The organism is Curvibacter gracilis ATCC BAA-807 (genome assembly GCF_000518645.1).
In the GTDB taxonomy this organism is placed as follows: domain Bacteria; phylum Pseudomonadota; class Gammaproteobacteria; order Burkholderiales; family Burkholderiaceae_C; genus Curvibacter; species Curvibacter gracilis.
Map to the genome: position 1 here is coordinate 41,601 of NZ_JADZ01000037.1, position 12,097 is coordinate 53,697.

General features: G+C 63.7%; 17 protein-coding genes. 10 read left to right on the top strand and 7 right to left on the bottom strand.

The genetic code is table 11. The features are described from left to right. Positions 1 to 17: 17 nt before the first annotated feature. The 5 genes from L880_RS0122620 to L880_RS33175 all read right to left on the bottom strand — a co-directional run bounded on the left by L880_RS0122620 (position 18) and on the right by L880_RS33175 (position 2,019). Positions 18 to 422, bottom strand: a complete 405-nt coding sequence (locus L880_RS0122620; RefSeq protein WP_027477612.1) for a hypothetical protein — start codon at positions 420 to 422, stop codon at positions 18 to 20. Positions 423 to 438: 16 nt separating this feature from the next. Next, positions 439 to 663: a hypothetical protein gene (locus L880_RS0122625; RefSeq protein WP_027477613.1), complete on the bottom strand. Its 225-nt coding sequence runs from the start codon at positions 661 to 663 to the stop codon at positions 439 to 441. Next, entirely contained in the window at positions 660 to 944 is a 285-nt protein-coding gene (locus L880_RS0122630; protein WP_027477614.1) for a hypothetical protein, read from the bottom strand. The genes L880_RS0122625 and L880_RS0122630 overlap by 4 nt, the downstream gene beginning before the upstream one ends. Continuing rightward, positions 941 to 1,153, bottom strand: coding sequence for a hypothetical protein (locus tag L880_RS0122635; RefSeq protein ID WP_027477615.1), 213 nt, complete (start codon positions 1,151 to 1,153; stop codon positions 941 to 943). Before L880_RS0122635 ends, L880_RS0122630 begins: the two co-directional genes overlap by 4 nt. A gap of 239 nt (positions 1,154 to 1,392) precedes the next feature. Continuing rightward, positions 1,393 to 2,019 (bottom strand): LexA family transcriptional regulator, encoded by a 627-nt coding sequence (locus tag L880_RS33175; protein ID WP_019573545.1) that lies wholly within the window; start codon positions 2,017 to 2,019, stop codon positions 1,393 to 1,395. Between the two features lie 103 nt (positions 2,020 to 2,122). Between L880_RS33175 and L880_RS35165 the strand changes: the two genes are divergently transcribed. Next, positions 2,123 to 2,362 carry a transcriptional regulator gene (locus L880_RS35165; RefSeq protein WP_084461549.1) on the top strand — a complete coding sequence of 80 codons (240 nt, stop codon included), beginning with the start codon at positions 2,123 to 2,125 and terminating at the stop codon, positions 2,360 to 2,362. 240 nt (positions 2,363 to 2,602) lie between these two features. Here L880_RS35165 and L880_RS0122645 read toward each other — a convergent pair whose 3' ends face one another. Next, complete coding sequence (locus tag L880_RS0122645) at positions 2,603 to 2,962, bottom strand: hypothetical protein (protein ID WP_157463027.1); 360 nt, start codon at positions 2,960 to 2,962, stop codon at positions 2,603 to 2,605. 62 nt (positions 2,963 to 3,024) lie between these two features. On the opposite strand from L880_RS0122645, the gene L880_RS0122650 reads away from it, so the two are divergent. From L880_RS0122650 to L880_RS0122690, 9 genes are all read left to right on the top strand, one after another. Continuing rightward, the gene (locus tag L880_RS0122650) at positions 3,025 to 3,501 is read left to right on the top strand and encodes a phage regulatory CII family protein (RefSeq protein ID WP_027477617.1); all 477 of its coding nucleotides are present in this window, start codon (positions 3,025 to 3,027) and stop codon (positions 3,499 to 3,501) included. Between the two features lie 5 nt (positions 3,502 to 3,506). Next, positions 3,507 to 4,490, top strand: a complete 984-nt coding sequence (locus tag L880_RS34515; RefSeq protein WP_084461547.1) for a helix-turn-helix domain-containing protein — start codon at positions 3,507 to 3,509, stop codon at positions 4,488 to 4,490. Continuing rightward, complete coding sequence (locus L880_RS0122660; RefSeq protein WP_027477619.1) at positions 4,487 to 4,855, top strand: hypothetical protein; 369 nt, start codon at positions 4,487 to 4,489, stop codon at positions 4,853 to 4,855. The genes L880_RS34515 and L880_RS0122660 overlap by 4 nt, the downstream gene beginning before the upstream one ends. Next, positions 4,852 to 5,421 carry a hypothetical protein gene (locus L880_RS33185; protein WP_245615309.1) on the top strand — a complete coding sequence of 190 codons (570 nt, stop codon included), beginning with the start codon at positions 4,852 to 4,854 and terminating at the stop codon, positions 5,419 to 5,421. Before L880_RS0122660 ends, L880_RS33185 begins: the two co-directional genes overlap by 4 nt. Beyond that, entirely contained in the window at positions 5,418 to 7,478 is a 2,061-nt protein-coding gene (locus L880_RS0122670; protein WP_027477620.1) for a phage terminase large subunit family protein, read from the top strand. Before L880_RS33185 ends, L880_RS0122670 begins: the two co-directional genes overlap by 4 nt. A 4-nt stretch (positions 7,479 to 7,482) precedes the next feature. Beyond that, a complete protein-coding gene (locus L880_RS33190; RefSeq protein ID WP_051443520.1) occupies positions 7,483 to 8,235 on the top strand; it encodes a hypothetical protein in 753 nt (250 codons plus the stop codon). A 17-nt stretch (positions 8,236 to 8,252) separates the two neighbouring features. Continuing rightward, entirely contained in the window at positions 8,253 to 8,570 is a 318-nt protein-coding gene (locus tag L880_RS33195) for a Mor transcription activator family protein (protein ID WP_245615311.1), read from the top strand. Positions 8,571 to 8,668: 98 nt separating this feature from the next. Next, positions 8,669 to 8,890 (top strand): phage head-tail joining protein, encoded by a 222-nt coding sequence (locus L880_RS33200; protein WP_019578282.1) that lies wholly within the window; start codon positions 8,669 to 8,671, stop codon positions 8,888 to 8,890. A gap of 6 nt (positions 8,891 to 8,896) precedes the next feature. Beyond that, the gene (locus L880_RS0122690; RefSeq protein WP_027477621.1) at positions 8,897 to 10,390 is read left to right on the top strand and encodes a phage portal protein; all 1,494 of its coding nucleotides are present in this window, start codon (positions 8,897 to 8,899) and stop codon (positions 10,388 to 10,390) included. 612 nt (positions 10,391 to 11,002) lie between these two features. Here L880_RS0122690 and L880_RS0122695 read toward each other — a convergent pair. Next, a partial coding sequence (locus L880_RS0122695) for a tetratricopeptide repeat protein (RefSeq protein WP_027477622.1) occupies positions 11,003 to 12,097 on the bottom strand: 1,095 nt, incomplete at its 5' end.

Consider the following 12,097-nt stretch of genomic DNA (forward strand, 5'->3'; position numbering starts at 1 on the left):
GAAAACCTCCGAAGGGTTCAAGCAGCGATCAGTGCTGCAGGTGGTTGGGAAAGGGATGCGGAAGGCGTTACGGCAGGGGTTGCCGATGAGGGCGGTGCCTTTCGGCGTGGCGCCAGGGCCAGCCGCTTGGCGGTGGCGTGCAGCTCGGCCGTGCGGAAGTCGCCCCGGCCGGTGTAGAAGACCCGGGGCCGCGACAGCACCACGTCCACCGGTTGGCCAGCCACCACTTGGGCGGCATGGCGGTGCCACCAGGTAGCCGCCTCACGGCCAGACCAGCGCACCAGCCAGCTCTCCACCTGGCGCGACTCGGAACCCAGGCGATCCAACAGCCGCAGCGTGAGCTGAAATGTGCCGTCCGCAGCGGGAGCGATCACAGGCCGCTGCTTGGCAACAAACATGGTCGAAGTGACGAGGGTGGGCATGGCGGGCCTCGCTCGGTCAGTGAGACAAATGGGGAGGTAGACCGGGAGGCATGTGTCCCAGGATCGCAGGGGATAGCGCCTCGGCCCGCTTGAGCTCGGCCACCTCCACGGGGGCAGCTCGGCGCTCATCAGCCACGGCCTCCATGGCCTCCAACTCGCTGGGGCCCCACAGATGGGCGGTGCCCAACACCAGGGCCATCACCAGCACGCTCAGGGCATTGATCAACGTGGTGCGGCTCATGGTGTTACCTCCACCAGGTTGCCGAAGTCATCGATCACGGCGGGTGTCACGCTTTGCCAAAGCCGGCCGTGCTCATCCCACATCGACAGCTTCAGGAAATGGCACAGGGCCGCCAGCGGCCAGCCAGCAGTGTGTTGCTCTCGCATCCGGTACCAGTAGCCCTGGGCGGTGTGGCCGAAGTCAGATCCAGCGTTGTAAGTGGCCCACCTGAAGGGCGAACCAGGGCGCAAGACGATGGCCCCCGCCACCGGCTTGCAAGAGCGCAGGGCGGCGGCACTCATTCGCCACCCCCGATCCGATCCACGCACAGCACCGCCAGGCCCGTGGTGTGGTGGGCGGCAGCCTGGGCGCGGTCAGCACTGGCGGCTTTGAGCTGGATGGTCGGCAGCTTGCCTTCGGCGGCGTGACCATGAACCTCGGAGCGGTCCAGGTCCTTGGGGATCAGGGTTGCCCGGTAGCTGCGCAGCTGCCGGATCTCGTTCGTGTACATCGTTCACTCCTTTCCGCGTTGGTTGCGGCGTGGAGTGAAGTCTATTTCTAATAGACAATCAATGTCAACGAATGGTAGAAAAAAAGTCTATCAAAGATAGATTTACAGTTCTTGCGATGAATTGGTGGCCCAATAAGCACGCTTGGCAGACTCCCCGCGGGAAGCACTCGCTCAGCCGTCCTTTGTTAAAGCAGGCTGGAGTAGCCAGGTGCTGAGCTAAGCGAATTCACAGGAAACTTCTATTCCGGCTGCCACTTTGAGGCTGCCACCACGGCGGCGACTGGGTATATCCATTCAATCTCATCCCGCTCGAGCGTCTTTCTGTGATTGCCGTTGACGGACTCAATGACGACCTCATGCAGCCGATCAATGATCAGCTCTTTCACCATTTTTGATCCATCTTTCAGCGCGATCGCTACGTATTCGCCTGGGACTGGGCGCCCATTTGGCTCCACGATCACGAAAGATCCATGTCGGATGGCTGGATGCATGCTGTCACCCTTTACGCGCAGTGCGTAGGCTTTGGGATCTGAGCTGTAGCCGTCAACGTAACCATCACCATGCCCGCCAGGGTATTGAAGTTCTTCGTAGTAGCCGTCCGAGCCCATCTTTGCCGTCCCGACAACAGGAGTTCTGCGCGTGGTCTTCGGTGTGCCCGCTGGCTCGAATCCTTCCTGTTGCTCAATCAAGTCACCGGGCAGCGGGTACCCGGTCAATTCGTGAATCGCCATCACTTGGTCATAGCTGGGCTTGTTCTTGCCAGTTTCCCAGTGACCGATGGCACCTTTGCTGCGGCCGAGCTTCTCGCCCAACTGCTCCAGCGTTAGCTGCCCGCGTGCGGCTTTAACCCAGTCTTTCAGTTCCATTTGCTGATCGTATAGCTCAGGTAGACGAATTTGGTCTACGAATGATTGATGGTTTGGTCTATTTAAAGTAGACTTCTGGGAATTGCTGCTTGAAGGAAGTGACATGGAGCACCCCATTGATCGGGCTGGAAAGGTTGTTGGTTCGTTGGCTGAGTTGGGTCGTCGCCTGGGGGTGACCCGAGGTGCCATCAATCATTGGAAGTTGCCGGGGCGCTTTACGCCGGCTGAGCATTGCCCCCGCATTGAGCGAATGACTGGAGTTCGATGTGAGGAACTGAATCCCGAGGTCGAATGGGCGGTGTTGCGCAATGCGCAGCCGGTCATTCTTGAATCCCCGGAATAAGGGCCGCGCATGCCCTACAAGCTAACTCACACGTGGCTATCAATCGGGTGGCCCCTCTGGCGTCGCGAAGTGTTTGATTTCCCCTGCGCTCTTGCGTCCCCGTCTTGGGATTTGGTCGTGGGTAGGAACTGTCAAAGCAGATTGAGTCGACATCCAGGCCAGTTGCAGTCGAATGCGGCACCTGGCGCCAGTGCGCAAGTGCTGGTGTGCGTTGTTCGGGAAAGGTCGTACTGGCCATCACTACTCGGCATGGCTCCGAACCAAATTGTGGAATTGCGACAGCAGGAGCAGCACACGATGTTTGGCCGCTATGGCCTCCGATGTGCACTTGCCTCCAGGCAAAGTCTCTGTCGCCTCTTCAGTCAATTGCACAAGTCTTGCCATCAGCCTGTCGAAGGCTGGCAAGTCATCACGAAACCGATCTGTATACAGCAGCGTCAGCAAAAGCCGCTGCGCCCTCAACTGCGCCCGCATCTCGGTCTGCTCCTCAAGCATGGGCCCGGCCACCTTGACCAGCGCGTCATGCATGGCGGCTTCCAGGTCGCTCGGGTTCATGTCCATCGGTGTGCCTTTCTGGCTTGGGGTTGGGTCTGTGTTCATGCCCTCCAGTTTCTGGTCCAGCCGCGCTGGCCGTATTTCAAATTTCAAAGGGGATTTTCAAAATGACTGATGTCGTCGCTGCGGCGGAGGCGGCCGTGCGCGGGTATCCAGGCAGCACCAAGGTGGTGGCCCTGCTCATGGAGAAGAACCCATCCAGCCTGGCCAGCGAGATCCTGGAGGCGGGCGCGGCCAAGCTGGGCCTGCGCGATGCCGTGAAGATCTCCCAGGTCACCGGCAGCAAGGCCATCCTGAACGCCTTCGCCGAGGCGCTGGGCTGCACGGTCATCGCCATGAACCACCAGTTGAGCGGCGCTGACCCCATGTACCTGCTCAGCCAGCTCGGGGCCAGCTTCGCTCGGGTGCTGGAGATCGAGGCGGCTGCCGCCTCCAAGGCCCGGCCCAACTACAACGACCTGCAGGAGCTCGAGAAGCGCTGGCTGGCCCACGTGGCCATCGGGCAGGAAATCGTGACTTACCTGCGGGCCGCCTACGACCAAGGCAAGCCCGAGAGCATGCGGGCGCCACGCCTGGGGGACTGAGCACCATGAGTACCGTGATCATGGCGCTTTGCTGGCCCATCAGGATGCGCCCCCCGGCCAAGGCCGTGCTCATCTCGCTGGCCGACATGGCCAACGATGAGGGCTACTGCTGGCCGTCGATTGAGCGCCTGTGCGAGCGCACCTGTTTCGGCCGCACCGCTGTGATCGAGGCCATCTCCTGGCTCGAGGAGCGCTGCATCCTGCGGGCGGACCGCTCCAACGGCCGCAAGACCGTGTACTGGGTCGAGCCCGACTTGTACGTGGAAGAGGGCGCTGATTCCGAGATCGCCCAGCCAGCCGCACAACCCCCCAAACGGGTGCCCAACCAGTACGCCACGCGGACCGGTCCGCCACGCAAACCGGTACGCCAGGCGGACCCAACCAGTCCGCGTGGCGGACTCAACCGGTCCGCCACGCGGACACTAACCGTCAAGAACCGTCATGAATCAAATAACCCCCTAACCCCCAGCACCCCCGCAGCAGCGGGGGGCGCGTGCGGGTCGTTGCATTCATCGCAAAGCCAAACCCGCGGTCCACAGTCCGTAATCCACAACGCTCCCGGCTTCGACGCCTTCTGGCAGGCCTACCCCAAGCGGGCCAACGAAGACGCCGCCCGCCGCGAGTGGAACCGTCTGGCCCCCGACGCTGAGCTGCAGGCCTGCATGCTCGCCGCCATTCGGGCGCAGCAGGGTGGCCCGGCCTGGATGCGCGAGGGAGGCCGCTTCATCCCCATGCCGTCCAAGTGGCTGGCCGGCCGGCGCTGGCGGGACGAGCCCTCGCCCCAGGCCCAACTGGGGCTGCAAGACCTTTGGTGGGAGAGCAAAGACGGCGTGCGGGCCATGGGCCAACGCCTGGGCCTGCCGTACTCGATGGCCGAGCTCGGCAATGCCTACACCGACGACGAGCTGCTCGAGCACAACCGCCGATACCGCGAGCGGGTGTTCGCTGCAGCCGGTGCCGGCCCCTGGTCGCAAAGGCGCACGGCATGACCACGACCATGACCACCACCGCGACCATGACCCGAACCTACATCCTCACCCAACTCCTGCGCCTGGGCCCACTGACCCTGCGCGAGATCGTGACCATCACCGGCTGGCCGTCCAGCGCCGCTGGCTGGACCCTGCGCAACACCCTGGACACCAACGCCGTCCAGGAACTGCGCCACCGCAGCGGCGTGCGCTACGTGGCCACGGCCGGCAGGCTCGATGGCCAGGGCCCCGACCAGGTGGAGCCAGCAGAGCAGGGCAGGGCCCCCACCCCCCGGGCCTGCGGGTCCTCCCGGCAGGGGGCCAACGCGGGTAATTCGCACCGCCCGCTCGCTCTGTTGCGTGAGTGCCCTAAGGGGGTTAAGTGAAGCTCATCCCCCTCCTGGATCAGCCCATCTCGCAAGCCGAGTTCGCCGAGATGGTGGGCCTGAGCGAAGCCCGCGTGAGCCAGCTCATGGCCGACAACGTGATGGTGCGCGGCGACACGGCCCACGCCTGGCTCATCGCCTACTGCGAACGCCTGCGCGACATGGCCGCAGGCCGCGCCTCCTCCGAGACCGGCGGCCTCGACCTGGTGCAAGAACGCGCGGCTCTCGCTCGCGAGCAGCGCATCGCCCAGGCCTTGAAGAACGCCGTCGCCCGTGGCGAGTACGCCCCCGTGGGCCTGCTGGCCGATGTGCTCGGCATGGCCAGCAGCGCCGTGGTCGATCGCTTCGACCAGCTCGAAGGCACCCTGCAGAAGGCCTGCCCCGATCTGCCCGAAGAAGCCAAGGCTGCCGTGATGCAAGTCCTGGCCTCGGCCCGCAACGAGTGGATCAGGTCCACCGCCCGCCTGGTCACCGAGCAGGTGGATGCCATGGCCCAGGCCGACGACGACACCGATACCTCCACCGATACCTCCACCGATAACGACACAGAAGGGCTCCCGTTTTGAACACGGCCACCGTCACCCTGCACACCGAAACCGCCCAGGCCATCGTGCGCTCGGTCCGCCTGGGGCTGGACAGCCTCCGCGCCGAAGTGCCCCAGCGCCTGAGCGAATGGGCCTCCGAGCACTTCAAGCTCGCTGGCGAAAGCTCCCACCAAAAGGGCGGCTGGGTTGGCTGGTCCTTCCAGACCGGCATCCTGGACTTCATGAGCGACGACCGCATCGAAGACCTGGCGGTGATGAAGTCCAAGCGGGTCGGGTACACCAAGATGATCACAGCCTTCGTCGCCTACAACATCGCCCACCGCAGGCGCAAGCAGGCTCTCTGGCAGCCCACCGACGATGACCGCGACTCCTACGTCAAAAGCGAGATCGACCCCGTGCTCGATGCCGTGGAGGCTGTGCGCAAGGCCCGCAAACAGGGCAAGGCCAACGAAGACACCATCAAGTTCAAGCCCTTCCGCGACAGCGTGCTGCACCTCTTGGGCGGCAAAGCCAAGCGGGCCTACCGCCGCATCACGGTGGCCGTGGCCATCCTGGACGAGTGGAGCGCCTTCGACCAGTTGATCGAGAAGTCCGGCGACCCCGGCGGCCTGGCCAAGGGCCGGCTTGAAGGTGCGGCCTACCCCAAGTTCGTCGGCGGCTCCACCCCGGGGGTTAAGGGCTTGTGCCACGTTGAACGCGCCTGCGACAACTCCGAAGGCTACGTGCGCTTCCACATTGCGTGCCCGCACTGCGACGCCGAGCACCCGCTGATGTGGGGCGGCAAAGACCGGCCGCATGGCTTCAAGTGGCAGCGCGGCCAGCCCGACACCGTGCGCCACATCTGCCCGCACTGCCGCGAGCCCATCGCCCAGGCCGACTACCTGCCCGGCGGCCAGCCCATGGCCGGCACCTGGGTCTGCAGCAAGACCGCCAAACGCTACGGCCCCGACCGCATCTGGCGCGACAGCCAGGGCCTGCCCACCCGGCCCCCCAAAACCCTGGGCGTGCAGGTCTGGGCCGCCTACAGCCCCCAGCGAAGCTGGGCCAGCATCGTCAAAGAGTTTGAAGAAGCCGTCTCGGCCCTGGAGAAGGGCGACCCCGGCCCCATGCAGCTCTTCGTCAACGAAACCCTGGGCGAGACCTGGGAGGTCAAAGGCGAGCGCAGCGACGAACACGCCCTGCAGGCCCGGGCCGAAGCCTTCCCCCTGTGCCAGGTGCCCGTGGGCGGCCTGGTGCTCACCGCTGGGGTGGACGTGCAGCGCAACCGCTGGGAGATCGCTGTCTGGGCCTGGGCCCGGGGCCTGGAGTCCTGGCCCGTGGATCACCACATCATCGAGGGCAACCCGGCCAGCGAAGAGGACTGGCAGCAGGTCACCACCTACCTGCAGCGACGCTACCCCCAGGCCTACCACGCAGGGAGCCTCGGTCTGTCGGGCATCTCGATTGACTCCAGCGACCAGACCCAGGCCGTTTACAACTGGGTGCGCAAGAACCAGCACCAGCTCCCATGCTTGCGGGCGGTGAAGGGTAGAGGCGAAGAGGGCGTGCCCGTGCTGGGCCCGGCCAGCATCCAGGACATCAACTGGAATGGCCAGAAATGGCCCCAGGGCGTGAAGCTGTGGAACGTGGGGGTCGACACAGCCAAAGACCTGCTGCTGGGCCAGCTCGCCATCGCTACCCCGGGCCCGGGCTACGTGCACTTCAGCCAGGACCTGCCGCGCGAATGGTTCGAGCAGCTCACAGCCGAGCAGCGCATCCTGGCCAAGCTCAACGGGCGCGACACGTACCGCTGGGTCAAGCGCCGCCCGCGCAACGAGGTGCTGGACTGCCGCAACTACGCGCTGCACTCGGCCATGAGCATCGGGCTGCACCACCACAGCGATCGCAAGTGGCAGCAGATCGAGGCCGCGGTGCAACCGGTGAATGCTGACCTGTTCAGTGCTCCGCTGCCAGCCAAGACACCGGCCCCGGCCATCTCGGTGGCCAATGAACCGGGCCCGGCCCGCACCGACGAGCCCCAAGACCGCGGCTATGCCCGCCGCCGCTCCCCGGCCCCCACCTTCACCCGTGCCTGGTAACCCTATGAAAATCCACGCCCAAATCAACTTCCCCGACCCCGCCCGGCTGGTGGGCGAGCTGGCCAAGCAAACCCGCTTTGCCCTGAGGACCGCCCTCAACACCACCGCCACCCAGGTGCGCGACGGCCTGCGCTCCGAGATCCAGCGCACCATCGACCGGCCCACGCCCTACACCCTGAACAGCCTCTTCATCCGGGCCGCCACCTCCAAGAACCTGGAGGCCACGGTCTGGCTCAAGGATGAACGCGCCACATCCAACGCCGGCACCCCTGCCACCCGCTACATGCTGCCCCACATCGTGGGTGGGCAACGCACCCTCAAGCGCTTTGAACGCGCCCTGCAGATCACCGGCCAGATGCCCAAGGGCTGGTACGCGGTGCCCGGCGCCGGGGCCCGGCTTGATGCCTTCGGCAACATGAGCGCGGGCCAGATCATCCAGATCCTGAGCCAGTTGCGTGTCACGCTCACCGCAGGCTTCACGCGCAACATGTCCACCGACGCCCGCAGCAAGATCGCCGCCCAGCGCCGGGCCGGTGGCCGCTTCTTTGTGGTGATGCCGGGTGCCAAGGGCCTGCGTCCGGGTGTGTACCAGCGTGAGTTCATGGGCCGCCAGGCCACCCCGGTGCTGATCTACGTGACGGCTGCCAGTTACAGGAAGCGCCTGGCGTTTGAGGCGGTGGGGCAGCGCATTGCGGATGCGCACCTGTTGAACAACTACCGCCAGGCGTATGCGCAGGCACTCGCCACGGCGCGTTAACGAAGCCCACCAGCAACATGACCCCTCTTCAACAACGGCCGGAAATGCCTGTCCACACCGAAGCCGATCTGGTCGATCGGATCTTGTCGTACCTGGAGGCCAGGTTGCCCCAGGAAGTGCAAGCCCTCGGAAAGTTGAACCAGCTCGAGAACGAGCTGCGAAACGAGTTTGCCGGGACCCTGAACTACATCCCCACGGTCGCCAAATCTGAGCGTGAGAGGCGGGTGCTTGAAGTGAAGCGCCTCTTCAATGGCCGCAACGTGGCAGAGGTCGCCGAGGTGCTCAAGATCAGCCGCTCCACGGTCTACCGCATCGTCAAACAGCCCGACTTCTGATGCAAACAGTTTCAGCTTTTATAGAAATGGAACAGCAGTCTGGATAAGTTGGCCGGGCAGCTCCCTGAACCCGACCACTACCTCCACCTCTACCCCCCATGGCTTACACCCAAACCGACCTGGACAACATCGATACCGCCATCGCTACCGGCGAACTGGAAGTGGAGATCCACGGCCCCAACGGCCTGCGCAAGGTGCGCTACCGCAGCATTGGCGAGCTCAAGTCTGCCCGCGAGCACATCGCCAGCCTCCTGACCCGGGCCAGCTCGCCCCGCAACCCCGGCGCCTGGCGTGTCGGCTTCTCCACTTCGCGGGAGTGATGGAACATGGCCAACATCCTTGATCGCCTGATCGGCGCCTTCAACCCCCAGGCCGGTCTGCGCCGCCACCAGGCCCGTGAGCTGCTGCAGCGGGCCTACGAAGGGGCCAGCACCCGAGACGGCTGGCGGCCCCGCCGGGCCGGTGCCAGTGCCGACACCGACCACCGGGCCGACGCCGCCACCCTGCGCGTGCGGGCTCGCTCCCTGGTCAAGAACACCCCTTACGTTGCACGGGGCCTGGGCTCCATGGTGGCCAACGTCATCGGCACGGGCATCAACCCCCGGAGCCTTGGAAAGGATGCCAAGCGCATCACCGCCCTCTGGCAGGAATGGTCCAAGGTGGCCGATGCCGATGGTGTGCGCAACTTGGGCGGCCTTCAGGCGGCCGCGTACCGGGCCATGGAGCAAGACGGTGAGGTGCTGGTGCGCCTGCGGGCTCGCAGGCCCAGCGATGGCCTGCCCGTGCCTCTGCAGCTCCAGTTGCTGGAGATCGACTGGCTTGACAGTTCCAAGGTGGGCAGCCATGGCGACAACACCATCATCAACGGCATCGAGTACGACCCGCTCGGCAAGCGGGTGGCGTATTGGCTGTTTGACCAGCACCCGGGTGAAGTCCTGGGCCCCCGCATGGCCAGGACCAGCAGCAGCCCGGTGCCGGCCGAACGCATCATTCACCTGTTCAACCCCGAGCGGCCAGGGCAGGGCCGAGGCTTCACGCGCCTGGCGCCCGTCATCAGTCGGGTGCGCGACCTGCAGCTCTACGAAGACGCAGAAGCCCAGCGCAAGAACCTCGAATCGCGCCTGTCGGTGATCGCCAGCGGCGATGTGAACGCCATGGGGCCGCTGGGCGCCGAGGACCAACGCACCCCGGACCAAAGATCCGAATCAGGCGACTTGGGCACTTTGAGCAGCGGCTCCATCATCCAGGTGCCCTCGGGCCTGAACATCACGACCGTCCAGCCCAATGCGGTGCCGGGGTATGTGGACTACGTGAAGCTGCAACTCCACCTGATCGCGGCCGGCATGGGCATCACCTACGAAATGCTCACCGGTGACGTGCGGGAGGTGAACTTCAGCAGCGCCCGCGTGGCCATCCTGGAATACCGGCGCAATGCCGAACAGCTGCAGTGGCTCACGCTGATCCCGGGCCTATGCGAGCCCATCTGGCGGGCCTTCATTGATGCCGCGGTGCTGGCCAATATCCTGAAGCACCCGGATTACTCTTGCGACTGGGCGATCCCAAAGTGGGACTACGTGAACCCGGTGCAGGATGTGGCGGCCGAGCTCGATGCCATCGCTGGCGGACTCTGCACCATCAGCGAAAGCCTGCGCCGGCGGGGCATGGAGCCAGAGCTGTTCTTTACGGAGTACAAGGCCGACTTCGAGCGGCTGCAGCGGGATGGGACGCTAGACTTTCTGATGATGTTGCAGAAGGGGCGGACCCTGGGGATGGGGCAGGCCCAAGCTGCCCAATCGGCAGAGAAAGGGGAGCCGAGATAGACAGGGTGTGGAAAGGTTCTGGCTGCAATCTTTCGTATGGAAAAATGGCCATCGCCTAGCTTTACCCAACGATATGCGCCCTTCATCAAGGGGCGGCACCTGGCTTTTCTGGGGCGGCAGAATCCGTCGTCTGTGAAGTAGAGCAAGATTTTTCGTGGAACGTTCTCGTTGCAATGCATTTCTGGTCGTCTGCGGCATATCTACAGCAATGGAATCCACGCTGCGGCCTACGTGCGCAACGAATGTATGGTTTCGGGTTGTCGATCGGTGAGCCTCAACGGCTGCAATCATCTGTTGCTGTAGACCTTATTCCTGAATCTGTGCATTCGCTCGGAAGCGATCTCGGATGGTCGGCACCAGTCTTCGTCCTTACACCGTTAGGCCCAATGCAGTTATCCCGAAATGAAGCCAACCTTGATGCCAGGGGCTGATCTCGGAGGCGGAAAATGTCGTTCTGCATGCAACGTGGCGATCTTTGGTATTCGGCGCGACCAATGCCCGTTTGATCTGCAATAGTACTCACACAGCGGACCTGAGTGGCCGGTCGCGGACTGGCATACCCTTTAGATGTAATTCATTGACTGGCTTGGTATTAACGATTGATGATTGGCCCTAGGTGCGCTGCTGAAAAGTTGCCCACGCCCGCTCCACTAGTGCACGCATACGAGCGTCTTCGGCCAAAGGATGAACATCTAGATCCCTAAGCGTGCATTCATATATTTCCTTTCCTCCATTTACGGATGCATGTAACGCTGCGGTGAAACCGTCCTCTGCTGCGGCATAGTCGCCAAGCAAGCACAGCACGTAAGCCCGGTTGCCAAGAATCATGCCGTTGGACTGCGTACAGCGTTTCACGGCATCGTCCAGGTTACTCAAAGCGGCTTTCAATATCGCTTGCCATTCTGGTTTGGCAAGTTGCAGTAGCCTTTTGGCTTCAACCAAACGGCCAAAGCCCGCACTATTCAGAGCACTTGCGACCTGCTCGCGCAACGCGGGCTCGGCAGCCTCTCCAAAACGGCGCACAACCTCATCGTAGGTGGCTATAGCGGCATCGGTCTGGTTCATTTGGCCTTGGGTAATGCCCTTGCCGACCAAGGCCCTGGCGACCGACTCGCGCAGCGCGGGCTCGGTAGCGTCACCAAAGCGGCGCAGCACCTCATCGTAGGTAGCCATAGCGGCTTCGTTCTGGTTCAGTTGGCTTTGGGTGCCGGCCTTGTTGACCAAGGCCACCGCGACCTGCTCGCGCGACGCGGGATCGGCAGTCTCATCAAAGCGGCGCAGCACTTCATCGTAGGTGGCTATTTCGGCTTCGGTCTGGCTCAGTTGGCCTTGGATGATGCCCTTGCGGACCAAGGCCTTGGCAACCGATTCACGTAGCGCGGGTTCGGCAGCCTCACCAAAGCGGCGCAGCACCTCATCGTAGGTAGCCATAGCGGCTTCGTTAAGGTTCAGTCGGACCTGGGTGTCGCCCTTGTTGACCAAGGCCCTGGCAACCGACTCGTACAGCACGGGCTCGGCAGCCTCACCAAAGCGGCACAGCACCTCATCGTAGGTGGCTATTTCGGCTTCGTTCCGGTTCAGTCGGCCTTGGGTAATGCCCTTGTTTACTAACGCCCTGGCAACCGATTCGCGAAGCGCGGGCTCGGCAGCCTCACCAAAGCGGCGCAGCACCTCATCGTAGGTGGCCATAGCGGCTTCGGTCTGGTT